This window comes from Corynebacterium sp. KPL4015 (assembly GCF_040225725.1).
Taxonomy (GTDB): domain Bacteria; phylum Actinomycetota; class Actinomycetes; order Mycobacteriales; family Mycobacteriaceae; genus Corynebacterium; species Corynebacterium rhinophilum.
This window is the reverse complement of the sequence record NZ_JBEHGF010000024.1, coordinates 14346-31389: the sequence shown is the minus strand read 5'-3', so window position 1 is coordinate 31389 and position 17044 is coordinate 14346. Positions and strand designations below refer to the sequence as shown.

The 17044-nt window shown below is 61.1% G+C and carries 16 protein-coding genes and 1 pseudogene; 7 read left to right on the top strand and 10 right to left on the bottom strand.

Annotation, left to right across the window (positions count from 1 at the left end; genetic code table 11):
• Positions 1–5 precede the first annotated feature (5 nt).
• A complete protein-coding gene (locus ABRP64_RS09160) occupies positions 6–452 on the top strand; it encodes a MarR family winged helix-turn-helix transcriptional regulator (RefSeq protein WP_349866227.1) in 447 nt (148 codons plus the stop codon).
• An 87-nt stretch (positions 453–539) separates the two neighbouring features.
• Here ABRP64_RS09160 and ABRP64_RS09155 read toward each other — a convergent pair whose 3' ends face one another.
• Genes ABRP64_RS09155 through ABRP64_RS09140 form a run of 4 tightly spaced genes read right to left on the bottom strand, consistent with a single transcriptional unit; the run spans position 540 to position 4240 of the window.
• Complete coding sequence (locus ABRP64_RS09155) at positions 540–1514, bottom strand: MDR family oxidoreductase (RefSeq protein ID WP_284770821.1); 975 nt, start codon at positions 1512–1514, stop codon at positions 540–542.
• Positions 1515–1549: 35 nt separating this feature from the next.
• Positions 1550–2533: an NAD(P)-binding domain-containing protein gene (locus tag ABRP64_RS09150; RefSeq protein WP_284783151.1), complete on the bottom strand. Its 984-nt coding sequence runs from the start codon at positions 2531–2533 to the stop codon at positions 1550–1552.
• On the bottom strand, positions 2533–3150 hold the full coding sequence (locus tag ABRP64_RS09145) for a response regulator (RefSeq protein ID WP_284770822.1): 618 nt from the start codon (positions 3148–3150) through the stop codon (positions 2533–2535). The genes ABRP64_RS09150 and ABRP64_RS09145 overlap by 1 nt, the downstream gene beginning before the upstream one ends.
• Entirely contained in the window at positions 3143–4240 is a 1098-nt protein-coding gene (locus ABRP64_RS09140; RefSeq protein WP_284770831.1) for a sensor histidine kinase, read from the bottom strand. The genes ABRP64_RS09145 and ABRP64_RS09140 overlap by 8 nt, the downstream gene beginning before the upstream one ends.
• 153 nt (positions 4241–4393) lie before the next feature.
• Here ABRP64_RS09140 and ABRP64_RS09135 point away from each other — a divergent pair, with 153 nt between their 5' ends.
• Both ABRP64_RS09135 and ABRP64_RS09130 read left to right on the top strand, forming a co-directional pair.
• Complete coding sequence (locus tag ABRP64_RS09135; protein ID WP_284770823.1) at positions 4394–5377, top strand: ABC transporter permease; 984 nt, start codon at positions 4394–4396, stop codon at positions 5375–5377.
• Between the two features lies 1 nt (position 5378).
• Positions 5379–6014 carry an ABC transporter ATP-binding protein gene (locus ABRP64_RS09130; protein WP_284819429.1) on the top strand — a complete coding sequence of 212 codons (636 nt, stop codon included), beginning with the start codon at positions 5379–5381 and terminating at the stop codon, positions 6012–6014.
• On the opposite strand, the gene ABRP64_RS09125 is transcribed toward ABRP64_RS09130, so the two are convergent.
• The gene (locus tag ABRP64_RS09125) at positions 6001–7593 is read right to left on the bottom strand and encodes a bifunctional ADP-dependent NAD(P)H-hydrate dehydratase/NAD(P)H-hydrate epimerase (protein WP_284853892.1); all 1593 of its coding nucleotides are present in this window, start codon (positions 7591–7593) and stop codon (positions 6001–6003) included. The genes ABRP64_RS09130 and ABRP64_RS09125 overlap by 14 nt on opposite strands.
• A gap of 17 nt (positions 7594–7610) precedes the next feature.
• On the bottom strand, positions 7611–8426 hold the full coding sequence (locus ABRP64_RS09120; RefSeq protein WP_349866225.1) for an Fpg/Nei family DNA glycosylase: 816 nt from the start codon (positions 8424–8426) through the stop codon (positions 7611–7613).
• 118 nt (positions 8427–8544) lie between these two features.
• Between ABRP64_RS09120 and ABRP64_RS09115 the strand changes: the two genes are divergently transcribed.
• Positions 8545–10041 (top strand): DUF1846 domain-containing protein, encoded by a 1497-nt coding sequence (locus tag ABRP64_RS09115; protein WP_349866223.1) that lies wholly within the window; start codon positions 8545–8547, stop codon positions 10039–10041.
• A gap of 42 nt (positions 10042–10083) precedes the next feature.
• Positions 10084–11010: an oxygen-dependent tRNA uridine(34) hydroxylase TrhO gene (trhO, locus tag ABRP64_RS09110; RefSeq protein ID WP_349866221.1), complete on the top strand. Its 927-nt coding sequence runs from the start codon at positions 10084–10086 to the stop codon at positions 11008–11010.
• Positions 11011–11031: 21 nt separating this feature from the next.
• On the opposite strand, the gene ABRP64_RS09105 is transcribed toward trhO, so the two are convergent.
• From ABRP64_RS09105 to ABRP64_RS09090, 4 genes and pseudogenes are all read right to left on the bottom strand, one after another.
• Positions 11032–11502, bottom strand: a complete 471-nt coding sequence (locus tag ABRP64_RS09105; RefSeq protein WP_349866219.1) for a hypothetical protein — start codon at positions 11500–11502, stop codon at positions 11032–11034.
• A gap of 10 nt (positions 11503–11512) precedes the next feature.
• Positions 11513–12483, bottom strand: a pseudogene (locus tag ABRP64_RS09100) (universal stress protein).
• A gap of 94 nt (positions 12484–12577) precedes the next feature.
• Positions 12578–13072 (bottom strand): MarR family winged helix-turn-helix transcriptional regulator, encoded by a 495-nt coding sequence (locus tag ABRP64_RS09095; RefSeq protein ID WP_284853886.1) that lies wholly within the window; start codon positions 13070–13072, stop codon positions 12578–12580.
• A 54-nt stretch (positions 13073–13126) separates the two neighbouring features.
• Positions 13127–14215 (bottom strand): inositol-3-phosphate synthase, encoded by a 1089-nt coding sequence (locus ABRP64_RS09090; protein WP_284853885.1) that lies wholly within the window; start codon positions 14213–14215, stop codon positions 13127–13129.
• 116 nt (positions 14216–14331) lie between these two features.
• On the opposite strand from ABRP64_RS09090, the gene ABRP64_RS09085 reads away from it, so the two are divergent.
• Positions 14332–14706 (top strand): DUF5318 family protein, encoded by a 375-nt coding sequence (locus ABRP64_RS09085; RefSeq protein ID WP_284853884.1) that lies wholly within the window; start codon positions 14332–14334, stop codon positions 14704–14706.
• A 75-nt stretch (positions 14707–14781) separates the two neighbouring features.
• Entirely contained in the window at positions 14782–17037 is a 2256-nt protein-coding gene (locus tag ABRP64_RS09080; protein WP_349866217.1) for a transglycosylase domain-containing protein, read from the top strand.
• Positions 17038–17044 lie beyond the last annotated feature (7 nt).

Below are 17044 nucleotides of genomic sequence, written 5' to 3'. Positions count from 1 at the left end.
AAACTGTGCGCCCAGAAGAAAGTGCGGCGTGGGCGGACTTTGTAGCGATGCAGCGCGAGCTGCATAGGGAGTTGGCCAACGCACTGCACGCAGCCGCGAATGTGAGTGAGGCTGACTATGCGGTGCTGGCCGTTCTGCAGCGCCGCCGTGGGCAGAGCACCCGCCCGCATGAGCTGACTGCGGAACTTGGGTGGGAGAAATCGCGGCTACACCGACAGCTTGTCCGGATGGAGCGGCGCGATTTGGTTTCAAGGCGGCACGCGGAGGAGCTAAGACCCCGGGCTATTGAAGTCACAGTGACGAAAATAGGTGAGGAAGCATTCACCGCAGCCTTGGGCAGTCATACCGCTAAAGTAGATGAAAAGGTGGTTTCTGTCCTGACGGAAGAGGAGCTGCGGCTGCTGGGATCCATCTCGAGGAAGATTACGCGGCACTTGGCGGGCGATGCCTAGGATCCAAGAGCCCCGGCGCACAGAAAAGGCACCCCGCCAGGAGTGACGGGGTGCCTTTGTGGCTGTAGGCCCTAAAGGGCTTAGGCCTTAGGAAATCTTCAGCACCGTGCGGCCGTGGTGGCTGCCGTTGATGAGCGATTGTGCTTCCTCCACCGCATCTTCCAGTGGAAGGGTATTGGTCAAGGACTCCAAGATGGACAAGTCCAAGGTGCGGGCGAGGAGCTGCCAAGCATTCTGGCGATAGTGCAGTGGGGCATCGACGGAGTTCACGCCAGCCAGGTGCACGTTGCGCAGGATGAAGGGCATCACGGTGGCGGGCAGGTCAGGGCCGCTTGCCATACCGGTAGCGGCAACGGTGCCGCCCCACTTGGTACGGGCCAAGACGTTTGCCAGCTCCTGGGAGCCGGAGGTATCCACGGCGCCGGCGTAGATGGCCTTTTGCAGGGGCTTGCCCGGTTCGGTGAATTCGGCGCGATCGATGATCTCGTGCGCGCCGAGCTCGTGGAGGTAGTTGGCGTAATCGTCGGGGCGGCCGGTCATGGCGTGGACCTCGTAGCCGGCATTGCGCAGAAGGTTGACGGCGATGGAGCCGACGCCGCCGGTGGCGCCGGTGACGAGGACGGGGCCCTCGGGAAGCCCGCGCAGCGAGTTAACGCACAGCGCCGCGGTGTAACCGGCGGTACCGACGGCAGCGGCCTGTTCCGCGGTGAAATCTGCTGGCAGGGCAACGGTGGCGCGAGAATTGACGCGCTGCTTTGGGGTGTAGCCGCCGTGGCGGAATTCGCCAAGGCCATCGCCGAAGGAGGCAACGAGGGTGCCCACCGGCAGGCGCTGCACGTTGGACTCGGATACAGTGCCGACCACGTCGATACCGGGCACCAGCGGGTTGGTGCGGACGACGCCGGGATCGCCGGTAATCGCCATCGCGTCCTTGTAGTTCAGCGAGGAATAAGAGACGTCAACGGTCAGGTCACCCTCGCCGAGGAATTCCCCTTCCTCAAAAGAGGTGGTGACGGATTTGTCTTCGTTACGGGTAACAAGTAGCGTGCTCATGCTCACCATGATACGTGAATTGTGATGCAACCATTTTTGGGCGGCTAAAGGTCGGGGGAGCAGAGCTTGGCGATGTCCCCCGCGGTCTGCTTGGCAAAGGGGCTCACCCCGGTAATGGTTGCGGAACCGGGGCCGGTCCAGGTTCCGTAGCCGACGAGGAACAGGCCTTCGACGGTGGGGGTGCGGCCATCGAGAAGCGCGCGGAAAGGCCCCAGCGCCGGGCGGAACCCGGTGCACCAGATGAGGTGATCTGCCTTCACCTCATCGAGGTTAGAGAACATGGGGGAGGCCTCGAGCAAGCCCTCATCGCGGGCGCGTTTGACGGGAGGAACGACGACAATATCGCCCAAGTTGGTATCCGCGCCGGGATCGGGCTCGCCCCGCATCATGGCGTTGAGGCGGGCGCGGTTGCGCTGGAAAAGCACGCGGCCGTCAACGTCATCGGGCATCCACCGCGGCGGATTTGCCGTAAACCAAGTGGCCTCTACGCCGGAGAGCACGAGCTCTGCGGCAATCTGCGCCCCGGAATTGCCCGCCCCAACAACGGCGACGGACTCACCGCGGAAGGGATCGGGGCCGGGGTAGACCGCCGAGTGCCATTGCCGCCCGGCAAAGGAACCGGGGTAGTAGGGGATAAACGGCGAGGACCACGTGCCCGTGGCTGCCACCACCGTGCGCGCGGTGAGGTGTTCGTCATCGGTGGTGACATGAAAGTTCTCGCCATCGTGGGTGACTTCCTGGACCCACACCGGCCGGCGTACGGGAAGGTCATAGCGCTGCTCGTAGCGGGCGAAGTAATCGATGACGTGGCTGGCGGGCGGGAAACCCTCGTGGTGGGGCATCGGCCAGCCGGGCAGGTTGGAGGAGGCGCTATTGCTAAATAGCGTGAGCGACGGCCACGCGTGGCGCCAGGCCGCGCCGGGGGAGGGCTCGGCATCGAGGATCTGGAAGTCGAGCCCCTTCTTGCGCAGGTAATAGCTGGTGGCCAGGCCGGCTTGCCCGCCGCCGATAACGATGCAATCGAGCATTAAATGAGCTTTCTTTCGCGGGCTACGGTCACCGCGGCCGTGCGGGTGTCCACGCCCAGCTTCTGATAGATGTGAATGAGGTGCGTCTTCACGGTGGCCTCAGAAATAAAGAGTTGGTTGGCTAGTTCCTTATTGGAAGAGCCGGTCGCGAGGGCGCGGAGGATCTCCAGCTCGCGCGTGGACAGGGACTGCTCGGGCTGGCCCACGCGCTGCGCCAGGAGGTTGACCACCTCTGGGGCGAGGGTGCGCCGGCGCGCGGCGGTATTGAGCACCGCTTCGTGCAGCTCTTCCTCGGGTGAATCCTTGAGCAGGTATCCCATCGCGCCGGCCTCAACTGCGGCCAGGATATCGGCCTGGGTGTCATAGGTGGTGAGGATGAGCACGGGTGGGCCGCCGGCCTCGGTCAGCTTTTTGGTGGCGGTGATGCCATCGACGCCCGGCATCTGGATATCGCAGACCACGACGTCGACCTCGGGGGCGTCATCGGCACAGAGCTTGTCCACGTCCGCGCCATTATCGCCTTCCATGACCACCCGGACATCGGCAAACGTATTGAGTATCGCGCGCAGCCCGGCGCGGACGACGGGGTGGTCATCGATAAGCATGACATTAACCATGGGGCTGCTCCTTGAGGGGGATTCTAATGGCAAGGGCGGTGCCATCGCCGGATTCGAGGCTCAGGGAGCCACCGACGCTCTCCACGCGCTGGGACAATCCTTGCAAGCCAAAGCCGCTATCGCCGCCGTGGCGCGGGGGCTCAACTACACCGTGCCCATTATCCACGACGTCCAGGGTGACTGCATCCTCAAAAAGGCCCAGGGTGACCACCGCGCGGGAGGCGTGCGCGTGCTTGATCACGTTATTAAGGCCCTCCTGCGCGGCGCGCACGACCACTTGCTTGATATCGCTGGGAACGCTGCCGCTACCGGAAACGACGAGGTCGAAGGTGGTGTCCTCGCCCAAAGCCTCCGCGCGTCGGCGCATCTGCGACAGGATGGAATCCAGCTGGGTTTCTAGGCGCTCATCGGGACCGGCGAGCTCGCGGACGAAGCGACGGGCCTCGGCCAAGTTCTCACCAGCGGTGTCCTCGATGACGGCGAGCTGCTCGTCCTTGGTCTCTAGATCATCGGTCGTGCGGGCGGCGCGGGATAGCAACAGGATGGAGCTCAACCCTTGGGCCACGGTGTCATGGATATCCCGGGAGAGGCGCTCGCGCTCTTCTAGGCGCCCGGCCTGGTGCTCGCTGGCTGCAAGCTCCGCCTGGGTTTCCTGCAGCTGCTTGGCGATGTCCCTGTGATGCGCCGCCTCCGCCTGCAAGCGGCGCTGGATATAAAACACGCCCGCTGCAAAGGTCGTGCCGATAAGCGGGCCCATGGCCGCGGCGATGGACCAGCCATCCGGATGCAGCCACGCGGGGATGAAGGCGGCCGCCGCCCACAGCACCGTGATGGAGATAAGGCCTGGCCACTTGGGCAAGGCGCGCAGGAAGACGAAGATGAGCGGGAACTCGAGCCACATGAAATCCTGCGCGTGGACCATCAGCCCCAACCAGAGCAGGCACAGCCCAGTGAGCCAGAGCCAGGTGGGAAGCCAGCGCTCGGCCGCGTACACCGCGGCTAGGCCGATGGCCAAAAGGATGGCGCGGGCGTCCAAGCGGTCATCGATATAGGCGCGGGCCACGCCGAAAAGCAGCAGAAACGCGAACATGGCGTGTAGGCCCCAGAGCCATAATTTCTGTCCAGAAAACACAATTTCCTACAGTATCTGCCGGAGGGTGGATGAGGGATCAACCAGTTGGTTGACTGGAGGTTCAACTAGGCCGTCGATTACTTCTGACCTGCACAAAGGGACTATAGAAGTATGTTCTTAGCTATTCGTGAAATCACCGCTGCGCGCGGCCGCTTCGGGCTCATCGGCGGCACCGTAGCGCTTATTACCCTGCTTTTGGTTATGCTCTCCGGCCTGACGGAGGGCCTGTCCAAGCAAAATACCTCGGCGCTTGAGGCCGTGGCGCAAGATCACCCCTACGTCAGCTTTTCTACCGAAGAGCCCGCCTATAACGAGTCCGAGATCCATGAAAAGGATCTTTCCGGGGATGCGATTGCCTTGGGCACCGCGCAAACCAAGCTGGAGGGCGAGGGCGCGGTAGGCGTGATGGGCCTTCCGGCCGGTACGACCATCCCCAATACTAACGCCACCATTCCGGAAGATGGCGCCGTCCTGTCTGACACGATTGATGCCTCCGGCACCGTGAATATCGGCGGAGTAGACCTTTCCGTAGAGGGCACCGTTGCCGAAACGCAGTTCTCCCACTCGCCTGTGGTGTGGGTATCTACCCAGACCTGGCAAAAGGTAAGCCATGCCCCAGAGGGGGTAGTCGGCACGGTTGCCCTGCACTCCGAAGAGGTACCCGGTTCGGTCGAGATGTCTGATTCCTTCTCCGGCCTGCCCGCTTACCAGTCCGAGCGCGGTTCGCTGCTGACCATGCAGGGCTTCCTCTACGGCATCTCCGCCCTGGTCACCGTCGCCTTCCTGACGGTGTGGACCCTGCAGCGCACCCGCGATCTCTCCATCCTTCGCGCCTTAGGCGCCTCGGTGCGCTACCTGCTGCGCGATGCCCTGGCCCAAGCCGCGCTGATTTTGGCGGCCGGCACCATCCTCGGCGCATTCGTCGGCTGGCTACTGGGCCTGTTGGCCTCTGGCACCGTCCCCTTCGACGTAACCGTGCGCACCATCATCGTTCCCGCGGTCGGCATCTGGATCCTGGGCATGGCCGGTGCCCTAGTCTCCACCCGCCGCGTAGCCAAAGCCAACCCCCTCGATGCATTGGGAGGAAATGCCTAAAATGTCCACCATTCTTGATATTCGCAACGCCACCGTCACCTTCCAGGACGGTACGACGACGACCACGGCGCTTGATAATGCCACCTTTAGCGCCGACTCCGATACCCTCACCGCCATCGTGGGCGAGTCCGGTTCCGGTAAGTCCACGCTGCTCTCCGTCGGCGCCGGGCTCATCACGCCGGACTCCGGCACCGTCGAGGTCGACGGCACGAACTCCATCATCTTCCAGCAGTCCAACCTGCTGTCCTCGCTCAAGGTGCGCGATCAGCTGCTCATCATGGACCACATGGCCGGGCGCAAGCTGCGCAAGGATCGCGCCGATGAGCTGCTAGAATTCGTTGGCCTTAAGGGCATGGGCAATCGCCGCATCGGCCAGCTTTCCGGCGGCCAGGGCCAGCGCGTCAATATCGCGCGCGCCTTGATGGATGAGCCGAACCTGCTGCTTGCCGATGAACCCACCTCCGCCCTCGACTCCCACCTTTCGCAGGAAATCATCCGCCTGCTGCGCGATATTACCCAGGAGCTGCACACCGCCACCGTGCTGGTCACCCACGATCGTTCCTTGCTCACCTTCGCCGACCACGTGGTCGAGGTCAAAGACGGCCGCGTGAGCAAGCAGGACGTTAACGGTGCATAACTAGCAGGCGGGCGATGGACTGGGGCATCGCCGCGGCAATCTGGGAAGCGGAACAAATGCCAAAACCATCGGGGGTATGTGCCGCAATGGCTGCGGCGTGCTGGTGTAGGGCGGCGGCGTGGAGGATCTCCATGATGATGTACTCGGCATCGGCCTTCGCGTGGTTTACCTGCGCAATGGTGGCGCCGAGGATGCCGGATAATACGTCTCCGGAGCCTGCGGTGGCCGCATAAGAGTGACCGGCATTCATCCCATAGATGGCCTGGCCGGGCGCGGTCACCGTGGTGATCCGGCCCTTGTGCAGGATAAAACAGTCCAAGTCCTCGGCCAGCTCGCGCTGGCGCGGGCCCACGCCCTCGCTGAGATCGAGCTCGCGGCCGAGGGCGGCCTCGTACAGGCGGCGGAACTCGCCGGCGTGCGGGGTAAGGATGACCCGCGGGTGGGTGCGGACACGATCGCGCAGCTCAGCGCTCTGGGCGAGCAGCGTCAGGGCATCGGCATCCAGGATGGTGGGCAGCTCGCGATCTAAGACGGTGCGGAGCTCGCGCGCCGCTGCTTCATCGGTGCCGCGGCCAGGGCCTACTACCCACGCCTGGGCATGTACCTTGTCCTCGGCGCTCGGGTGAGGAACCACCTCGGGCAAGTGGGGGACCACGGCATCGTTATCTATCACCCGCACCATGGACGGCGTGGCGCGCCCCGCGCCGGTAGCCGCCAGGATGCCCGCGCCGGGATACGCGCTGCTGCCAGCACAGATAGCGGTGACCCCGCCGGTGTATTTCGTGCTTGAAGCGTGGGGAGTGGGGTCCACGATGGGCCCTGTGCAGCCCACGGGCTTGGGCGCGGTGACGTGGCCCAAGTGGACATCGGCAAGCACGGGCTCCGCGGGCCACTGGAAGGGGAGATCGATGGTGGGCTCGTTGGCGATATAGCCCGCTGGCTCTGCGGTAGCCGTTAGTTCCTCCGCGAAGGACCGCGGCGCGTTGGGCAGGTGCAGATCGCACAGGACCACCGTGCCGCATTCCGGGGCGAAGATATGGCCGGCGCGCGCCCAACCGAAGCTCACGGTAATCGTTGCCTCGACGGCGTTCTCCGCGGCCACGCCCGTATCGGCATTGATGCCAGAGGGGATATCCACCGAAAGCACCGGGATATCGTGCTGCTTGGCCGCGCGGTACGCGGCAAGGCCCGCACCGCTAAGCCCGCGGGTGGAGTTGAGTCCAGCGACGGCATCAATAAGCAGCCCTGTGGCCTCCGCGCGCGGTTGCTCAGTAATGGTTCCTCCGGCGGCCTTAAGGGCCTGAAACGCTGGGTCGTGCGCGGAACCGGCGACGAGGATTACTTCGACGCCATAGCCCTCCTCGGCGAGGAAAGCGCCTGCATAAAGGCCATCGCCGCCATTGCCGCCAGGCCCGGCCAGGATGGTGATGTGGCGAGGCGCTGGGCCTGTCAGCATGGATTTCGCCGTGGCGGCAATGCCCCGCGCGGCCAGGCGCATGAGCTCATCATCGTGGCTCTGCTGCGCGAGGAGCGCGGACTCGGCGGAACGAACGGCGGATACACTATAGGCAGGTCGCATGCCCGCCACTATAGGCCTTAAGCAGCGGATTGGCAGGTGGGGCACCAGAAGAGGTTTCTACCCTCCATTACCTGCTCTGCAATCGGCGTGCCGCAGACGTAGCAGGGCAGGCCCGCGCGCCGGTAGACGTAGACTTCGCCGCCGTGATCATCCTTGCGCGGCTCGCGACCCATGGCCTCCGGGGAGTGCTCGGCGCGCACGGTATCGATGCGGCCGTGCTCCACGCCGTAATTCATGAGCTCTACCAGGTCTTTCCAGATGGCGAAGAATGTTTCACGGGAAACATCCTTGCCAGGAGTGAAAGGGGAGAGGCCGGCGCGAAAGAGGGCTTCCGCGCGGTAGATATTGCCCACACCGGCATACAGGTGCTGGTCCATCATGAGGGAGCCTATGCTGCGGCGGGATTTGTGCACCTTGGCCCACAGGGCTTCGGGGTCGGCATCGGCGCGGAGCGGATCCTGTCCTACCTTGGTCAGCCGGGCCTGGTAGTCCTCCTCCGTAAGCAGCAGACAAAATTGGGGCCCGCGCAGCTGTGCGGCCTGCGTCCCATTGTCTATGCGTATGCGGATCTGACCGCGGGTTTCCTCGCGCGGTTCGAAGCTGAGCTTGCCGATGAGCCCCAGGTGAATATAGAGGATATGCTCCGGGTCCGCGGCGGTGAAGTGCACGAAGAGGTGCTTGCCAAAGGCCTCTGCGTGGTCGATTTCTGTACCGTCCAGAATGGCCGCCTCAGCGGCGAAGCGGCCTTGCGGGCTGGTCAGGTTGAGCGGCATCCCGCGATAGTCCGCGTTGAGAGTGTGGGCTAGGCGGTGGATCACGTGACCTTCAGGCATAACTTCAGTGTAGTGAAATAGTTGGTCGCCCCCAACTAGGGCGCGTGGCGCCGGGGAATGAAAAAGAGTAAACTCAAAGCGCGGATTGATTTTATTTCTATTGAAGGGTCGATAAATCATGACGCATGAAATCGGTTTTGACCGTGAAAAATACATAGAGCTGCAGTCAAAGCACATCCAGGCCCGCCGCGAAGAAATCGGTGGAAAGCTCTATCTGGAAATGGGCGGCAAGCTTTTCGATGATATGCATGCCTCCCGCGTGCTGCCGGGCTTTACCCCGGATAACAAGATCGCCATGCTGGAGCGCATTAAAGAGGACATTGAAATCCTCCCGTGCATCAATGCCAAAGACATTGCCCGCCACAAGGTACGCGCCGATTTAGACATCCTGTATGAAGACGACCTCCTGCGCCTAGTGGACGTATTCCGCAGCCGCGGCTTCTTGGTTGAAAACATCGTCATGACCCAGGTGGAAGACGGAAATACGCAGGCAGAGGCGTTCATCGAAAAGCTTGAGCGCCTCGGCCTCAAGGTCGCCCGTCACCGCGTTATCCCTGGTTATCCCACGAATACTGACCTCATTGTCTCTGAGGATGGTTTTGGTAAGAACGAATTTGCCGAAACCTCCCGGGATTTGGTCGTTGTGACCGCCCCAGGTCCTGGTTCCGGCAAGCTCGCCACCGCACTATCGCAGGTCTACCACGAGCACCAGCGCGGCAATAACGCTGGTTATGCCAAGTTTGAGACCTTCCCCATCTGGAATCTTCCCCTCGAGCACCCGGTCAACCTCGCCTATGAGGCCGCCACCGTGGACTTGAACGATTCCAATATTATTGACCACTTCCACTTGAGCGCCCACGGCGAATCCACGGTGAACTACAACCGCGATGTCGAAGCCTTCCCGCTGTTGCGGACCCTGCTGGAAAAGCTCACTGGTACCACCCCGTATGAATCGCCCACGGACATGGGCGTGAATATGGCCGGCTACTGCATTACCGATGATGCGGTCTGCCGCGCCGCCGCGCAGCAGGAAATCATCCGCCGCTATTTCAAGGCCAAGGTAGAAGAAGCCCGCGCCGGGCTGGGCGATGAGCAGTCCGAGCGCGCCGCCGTCGTCATGGCAAAGGCCGGCATCAAAGTCGATGACCGCCCAGTGGTTGGCCCGGCCCGCAAGCGCGCGGAGGAAACCGATGGCCCCGCCTCCGCGATGCAGCTTCACGATGGCACCATCATCACCGGCCGCACCTCCCCGCTGCTGGGGTGCTCCGCGGCGATGCTACTCAATGCCCTCAAGTATTTAGCCGGCATCGATGACGAAACGCACCTGCTCTCGCCGGAGTCGATAGAGCCAATCCAAACGCTGAAGACGAAGCACCTGGGATCTTCCAACCCCCGCTTGCACACCGATGAGGTGCTCATCGCGCTATCCGTATCCGCCGCGAAGGACGAGGATGCGCGCAAGGCGCTGGAGCAGATCAAGGAACTCGCCGGCTGCGACGTCCACACCACCACCATCCTGGGCTCGGTGGATGAGGGAATCTTCCGCAACCTTGGCGTGCTCGTGACCTCGGATCCGGCCTTCGCCCGCAAGAAAGCGCTCTACCAGAAACGCTAAGGAATTGGGGATCTTTCCGGTAGCGGGCCTAAGATTATGGGCGTGACTATCGGCAAAGTTCTCCTGTATTACTGCTTTACCCCCATCGAGGATCCGACCGCCGTCATGCTGTGGCAGCGCACCCTGTGCGAGTCCTTGGGCTTGAAGGGTCGCATCCTCATTTCGGAGCACGGTATCAATGGCACCGTTGGCGGCGACATGGATGCCTGCAAGCGCTACGTGCGCCAAACCCGTGAATACCCGGGCTTTAAGCGCATGCAGTTCAAGTGGTCCGATGGCGGAGCCGAGGATTTCCCGCGCCTATCGGTCAAGGTGCGCGATGAAATCGTGGCCTTTGGCGCGCCGGGCGAGCTGAAGGTAGATGAAAACGGCGTCGTCGGCGGCGGCACGCACCTCAAGCCGGAAGAGGTCAACAAGCTGGTAGAAGAGCGCGGCGATGAGGTGGTCTTCTTCGATGGCCGCAATGCCATGGAAGCAGAGATTGGTAAGTTCAAAAATGCCGTCGTGCCGGATGTGCGCACCACACATGACTTCATCGAGGAACTGGAATCCGGCAAATATGACTGGATGAAGGACAAGCCTGTCGTCTCCTATTGCACCGGCGGCATCCGGTGCGAGGTCCTTTCCTCTCTAATGAAGAACCGTGGCTTCAACGAGATCTACCAAATCGATGGCGGCATCGTGCGCTATGGCGAAAAGTACGGCAATGATGGGCTGTGGGAAGGCTCCATGTACGTCTTTGACAAGCGCATGCACCAGGAATTTGGCCAAGGACTAGAGGATCCAGGCTTTATCCAATTGGGCCACTGCGTGCACTGTGGCAAGGGAACTAATACCTTTCACAACTGCATTAATGAAGACACGTGCCGCCAGCAGGTGCTCATCTGTGATGACTGCATCCAAAATGTGGAAACCCAGCATTGCGGGAGGCCGGATTGTGAGGAAGTGGCCCTTCGCCTTGCCAGCTAGCTTGGACAGCTAGGTGCGGGGTTAGCGCACCAATAGCAGCTGAATATCGCTAATGGCCCAGATCATGAAGTTGAAGGCCACCACCCAAAAGATCGCCATCCAGCTGCGCCAGCGCAGGTAGCGGCGCAGCTTGCGCACCATAATGATCGCGCAGCCAATCATGCCCAGCAGTGGGATGATCATGGTGGAAATGGCAAAGAAGTTTCTTTGGCCCTCGGTACACAGCCAGCTTGCGGTGCCATCCTCGCACAGTGGGCCGCCGCTAAGGCGCGAAAAGAGCGCGACGCCGAAGCTGTACAGCGCGGAGATGACCAGCACGGACACCATGTACCAGATGGCTTGCCGCGTGGAGCGCCGGTTGGCGGCGGCTACCTCGACGGGATCGGGCTCGTCTGCCAAATCATCGAAGCTTTGCGGCTCAGGCCGACGCAGGTTGGCATAATCGGCGTCGGTCGTCAGATCGTTTTCGGGGTGCTCTGGGCGCGAGCTCATACATTAAAGCCTAGTCGGTCGCGGGGTGAATGAGTACCGGTACGCGAATATGAGGGAGCAACTCGGTTGCGGTAGAGCCCAAAAAGACCCGCGCGATGGGACCTTGTGGGGCAGAGGCCATCAACATTAGATCGCCCTTTTTCCACTTAAGCGAATCAACCGCACCGGACCACCCGGCCCCGGAGCCGATCTCGGAGGAGACCTCGAGCTCGGGGAAGGAATCTTGGATGTGGTCGCGAGCCCGGTCGAGCATGGCCAATGAATCCTCGTGCCACTCCGCGGTGAGCTTGAGCGCAATATCGCTTTTATCCTTCGACGGGGAATTCAGCAGGTCATTCGCTGAGAAAGCCAAGATGCGCAGGGGCAGATCCCAGCGATCCGCCAGCGCGGCTGCGCCCAATAATTCCCTATCAGCACGGTCACCGCGCTCTGTAATGACAAAATTAAAGCGGGTCACACCGTGTTTCGATAATTTGGCCTTGCGCGGGATAAGCCCTAAGGATTGCGGCGAGTAGTGCAGGAGGGTATCCGCAGTTGAGCCGGGGAAAAGCGGCCCTTGGGCGCGGCCTGGTTGGGGCCTAGCAGGATGATATCGGCCTGAAAATCCTGGGCCATCTCAGTAAGGAGCTGGGGGCGAGAGGGGCCATCGACAAGCACGGAGGGCGTATCATCCCAGTACTTTTCCGGGATACCTGCCTCCGTCAGGGCTGCGGCGGTGGCAGAAGCGCACGCCTGCTTCTGCTCTTTAAACCACTTCTTGTATTTCCCGCCCAGCTTGGACAAAGACGTCGTGGTCCAAGGCTGGAAAACCGTGGAAATAACGCGTACCTCTATCACCGCGGTGCGCGATAGCCATGCGGCGAAGTCGAGGGGTTCCGTACCGGAAGAGGAAGGACTCCAAGAAATGAGGATGCGCAACGGCTCTTCGGCCGAGCCCTTGTGCAGGGTCGGCAGCAGCGGTTGTTTAGATTTTTTGCCCATAGAATGAATATGTATGCGAAAGGTTAATGAGTACTAAGGCTCATTATCGTCTGTTGTGGCCGCAAAACTAAAATTGCATGCGGCCGCAAGCCTGCTACTCGCTATCCATGGTGGGGCGGTATACATCCGCAAGCTTGGAAATGACCGCACCCATCTCGCGCGCGGTGGCCAAGTCCTCGGGCTCGAGCCACCGCATAATCTCTGCAAGGGCCGCGGCGCGTTGCCCGGAAACTATGGACAATTCGGACTCGCCCAGCTGGGTGAGCGCGACCAGCACGCCGCGGCGATCTTCCTCATCGCGGTGGCGTTCCACGAACCCACGGCGCTCTAGTTGGTAGAGCGCGTTGGACGCGGTGGGCATGCGGATAAGCTCCGCCTGGGCGATGGTGGATACACGGGACGGCCCACGCAAGCGCAACTGGTTCATGATGGAGACCTGCGAGGTAGTCAACGATGAACCCTCTGCGGTGCGCTGGAAAATAAGGATTAACTTATTGAGCGCCGGTTGGATATCCCGCGCTACCTCTACCGCGTCCTCGTATTCGGACGGGGACTTCGTTGGGGCCGTCTCATCATGATGTTGCGTCATAGAACTAAATTCTATCGTGCACTACCGCCTAGCGGTAGTATCGCGACGAAAAAATTAGCTTCCCTTAATAAAATCTTCCAGCTCGTTGCGCGCGACATCGTCAGCCTTCTGTACTGGAGGGGACTTCATCAGGTAGGAGGAAGCGGAAAGTACTGGACCGGCAACCTTGCGGTCCAAGGCGATCTTGGCGGCGCGGACGGCATCGATAATAATGCCGGCGGAGTTAGGGGAGTCCCAGACCTCGAGCTTGTACTCCAAGTTCAACGGAACCTCGCCGAATGCGGAACCCTCCAAGCGGACATAAGCCCACTTGCGGTCATCCAGCCATTCCACATAGTCCGATGGGCCGATGTGGACATTGCGGTCTGCGCGCTTGCCAGCGATAGGGGAGTTGTGCACGTTGGAGGTCACGGACTGGGTCTTGGAAATCTTCTTAGACTCAAGGCGCTCGCGCTCCAGCATGTTCTTGAAGTCCATGTTGCCGCCCACGTTGAGCTGCATCGTGCGGTCCAGGCGTACGCCGCGGTCTTCAAAAAGCTTCGCCATAACGCGGTGGGTAATGGTTGCGCCAACCTGGGACTTGATGTCATCGCCCACGATGGGCAGACCGGCGTCCTCAAACTTCTTGGCCCACTCTGGGTCAGAAGCAATGAAGACCGGCAGGGCGTTGACGAATGCGCAACCGGCATCGATAGCGGCCTGAGCGTAGAACTTATCCGCCTCTTCGGAACCAACCGGCAGGTAAGAAACAACAACCTCGGCACCCGCTTCGCGGAGGGCAGCTGCGACATCGGCAGGAGCTTCATCCGATTCCGTAATGGATTCCTGGTAGTAACGGCCCAGGCCATCCATGGTGGGGCCACGCTTAACGGTGACCCCGAGGTCTGGGACGTCTGCGATGGTGATGGTGCAGTTGCGGGAGCTGCGGGTAGCCTCCGCAAGATCCTTGCCCACCTTGTCTCCATCGACGTCGAAGGCCGCGACGAACTCAATATCGCCGACGTGGTAGGGCCCGAACTGCGTGTGCATCAGGCCAGGAATATTTTCCTCTGCTGCGGCGTTGCGATAAAACTCCACGCCCTGAATAAGGGACGTGGCGCAGTTGCCGACGCCGACGATGGCGACCTTTACTTTGTCAGACACACTATGCTCCTTTATAAATTCGTTGCTGTGTGGTGCCTGCGCAACGTTAGGCCAGAAATTATGCCTGGTGGTAGCACGACGGCATATGGATCGATCAAGAAGAGGAAATTAAGATAATGCGGGTGAATTCCGTTGCCTTTAAGCACGAGGTTTCTCACGAATGGGAGCGCACCCAACACGTCCGCGAATACCGCGCCGGGCGCTTGGGGCGCGATGAGGTGTGCGATGCGGACTTCCTCCTCCGGGCCGCCGCCGAGCACCACGGCCGCACCATGGATAAACCCTGCCCGGTCTGCGGGGAGAACCTGCGCCTGACCCGGTGGGTGTACGGCGAGAGCCTAGGCCGGCGCGCCGGGAGCGCCCGCAGCGAGCAAGAAATAGCGGAATTTGTTGGTGAAGGCCTGGAATTTACCGTGCATGAGGTGGAGGTCTGCAGACACTGCCGGTGGAATCATTTGTTGCGTTCTGCAACGGCTTTTAACGCGTGTTAGTTTTCGACGCACCGCCTTAGGCAGTAAGCTGCAATTATTTAGTTTGTTACCAGGGATGAATGAGGACACGAATCAGTGACCGAGAAGGAATCTACTGGCGAGTCCACTAAGGTGGACCGCCGTAAAGAAGGCGAAGAACCCAAAAAGCGCCGCATTTGGCCGTGGGTCGTTGTGGCTCTCCTAGTGGTTTTTGTGGCACTGCCTGCAGGCCTTTTTGGCTATGCCTATTCGCAATACACCGTTCCGGAGCCCAAAGAGCTGGCCAATAACCAGGTCTCTACCATCTATGCCTCCGATAACGATACCCAGCTGGCGCGTTTGGTACCGCCGGAAGGCAACCGCACGCACGTGACCTTGGATGAAGTACCCGTCTTTGTCCAGGACTCCGTGCTCGCCGCTGAGGACCGCGATTTCTGGGAAAACTCCGGCTTTTCCTTCACCGGTTTGGGCCGCGCGGTACTGGGTAAGGTGACCGGCAATGACACCGCCGGTGGTGGTTCCACGATTACCCAGCAGTACGTGAAAAATACCCTGGTGGGCAACGAATACTCCTACGTGCGCAAAGCGCGCGAGCTCATCTACTCCATCAAGATGACCAATGAGTGGGAAAAAGAAGACATCCTTAACGCCTACCTGAATACGGTCTACTTCGGCCGCAATGCCTACGGCATTCAGGCTGCATCTAATGCTTATTTTGATAAGGATGCCAAGGACCTCACCCCTGAGGAAGGCGCCATGCTCGCCGGCCTGATCCAGTCGCCTTCTGGCCTGGACCCGCGCGTGAACCAGGAAGGTTCCGAAAACCGGTGGAACTACGTTCTTGACGGCCTCGTGGACATGGGCGATCTCAGCAAGGAAGAGCGCGATGGAATGGTCTTCCCGGAGACCCGCGACCCCGCTGAGTATTCGGCATATACGGAAGCCCCGGGTGCCAATGGCCACATTAAGGACCAGGTCATCCGCGAGCTTGAAGAGGTGGGAATTACGGAAAATCAGGTCTCTACCGGCGGCCTGCGCATTACCACCACCATCGATATGAACGTGCAAAACAATACGGTACAGGCAGTCGATGACCAGCTGGCGCCGCTACAAGAGGATGCCCGCGCAGCTTCTGTGACCATTGACCCGAAGACGGGTGCGGTGCGCGGCTACTTTGGCGGGCATGATTCCAACGGTTGGGATTACGCCAACTCCCCGTTGCAGACCGGTTCAACCTTCAAAATTATGGCGCTTGCCGCTGCACTGCAGCAGGGCATTAGCTTGGATACCAACTACTCCTCGGCGCCGTACCAGCTGCCGGGCTCCGATCTGGTCACCAACGTGGGCGGCGGCTGTGGCGTATGCGACCTGCGCGAGGCCACCAAGCAGTCCCTGAACACCTCTTATTTGCGCCTGCAGAGCGATCTGAAGAACGGCACCCAGGACACCGCGGATATGGCCCACGCTTTGGGCGTTGCCCGCTCGCTGCCGGGCATCGAAAAGACGCTGACTGAAAACGGCAAGCAGCCTTTCGAAGGTGTGGTCTTGGGCCAGTACCAGTCCCGTCCGCTGGACATGGCAACCGCGATGTCTACTCTTGCGAACCAGGGTGTCTGGCACAACCCGCACTTTGTGCAGCGCGTAGAAAATGCCGCAGGGGAAGTTCTGTATGAACACCCAGACGGTGAGGGCGAGCGCCGCGTTTCCGCCAATGTGGCCAATAACGTCCTTGAGGCCATGGGGCCAGTGGCAGCATGGTCCAACGGCTCGCTGGCGGGCGGACGTGCTTCGGCATCTAAGACCGGTACGACCCAGCTCGGTGATTCGGGAACCAATAAGGATGCATGGATGGTCGGTGCCACCCCGCAGCTTGCCACCGCCGTGTGGGTAGGTACGGCCGATAACACCTCTGCCATTTTCGACCAGTATGGCGGCATCATGTACGGCGCTGGCGCACCGACGAAGATCTGGAAGTCCGTGTTGGATAACTCCTTGGCGGACCAGGAATTCCAGCAATTCCCCACTGCTTACCCGGTGCGCTTCGGCACGGTTTCTGCCGGCGGCGGTCCGGCCTACAACCCAGGTGGTAGCGCCGGCGGGCAAAGCCCCCAGAACTACACTGGTCCAGCGCAAAATGGCGCCCCTGAAGAAGAGACCAGCCCAGCACCTGCGGAAAGCCCGGATGCGGGTCGCGATGCCCCGTCGCAGCAGCCGGAGAACCAGGGAGGCAATAATGGAAACGGCGGCAATAGGGGAAATGGCGGCGGCAATAACGAGCCAGCCCCACCCGAAGCTCCGTCTTTAGATGACATCCTTGACCGCGAAGGCGGCCTGGCTGACCTCTTAGGCTAAGCAAGGA

Bases quoted from the DNA above. Each gene is read 5' to 3' on its own strand.
- ABRP64_RS09155 (WP_284770821.1), bottom strand. From the start codon at position 1,514: ATGGTGAGCATGAGCACGCTACTTGTTACCCGTAACGAAGACAAATCC.
- ABRP64_RS09150 (WP_284783151.1), bottom strand. From the start codon at position 2,533: ATGCTCGATTGCATCGTTATCGGCGGCGGGCAAGCCGGCCTGGCCACC.
- ABRP64_RS09145 (WP_284770822.1), bottom strand. From the start codon at position 3,150: ATGGTTAATGTCATGCTTATCGATGACCACCCCGTCGTCCGCGCCGGG.
- ABRP64_RS09140 (WP_284770831.1), bottom strand. From the start codon at position 4,240: ATGTTCGCGTTTCTGCTGCTTTTCGGCGTGGCCCGCGCCTATATCGAT.
- ABRP64_RS09135 (WP_284770823.1), top strand. From the start codon at position 4,394: ATGTTCTTAGCTATTCGTGAAATCACCGCTGCGCGCGGCCGCTTCGGG.
- ABRP64_RS09130 (WP_284819429.1), top strand. From the start codon at position 5,379: ATGTCCACCATTCTTGATATTCGCAACGCCACCGTCACCTTCCAGGAC.
- ABRP64_RS09125 (WP_284853892.1), bottom strand. From the start codon at position 7,593: ATGCGACCTGCCTATAGTGTATCCGCCGTTCGTTCCGCCGAGTCCGCG.
- ABRP64_RS09120 (WP_349866225.1), bottom strand. From the start codon at position 8,426: ATGCCTGAAGGTCACGTGATCCACCGCCTAGCCCACACTCTCAACGCG.
- ABRP64_RS09115 (WP_349866223.1), top strand. From the start codon at position 8,545: ATGACGCATGAAATCGGTTTTGACCGTGAAAAATACATAGAGCTGCAG.
- ABRP64_RS09105 (WP_349866219.1), bottom strand. From the start codon at position 11,502: ATGAGCTCGCGCCCAGAGCACCCCGAAAACGATCTGACGACCGACGCC.
- ABRP64_RS09095 (WP_284853886.1), bottom strand. From the start codon at position 13,072: ATGACGCAACATCATGATGAGACGGCCCCAACGAAGTCCCCGTCCGAA.
- ABRP64_RS09085 (WP_284853884.1), top strand. From the start codon at position 14,332: ATGCGGGTGAATTCCGTTGCCTTTAAGCACGAGGTTTCTCACGAATGG.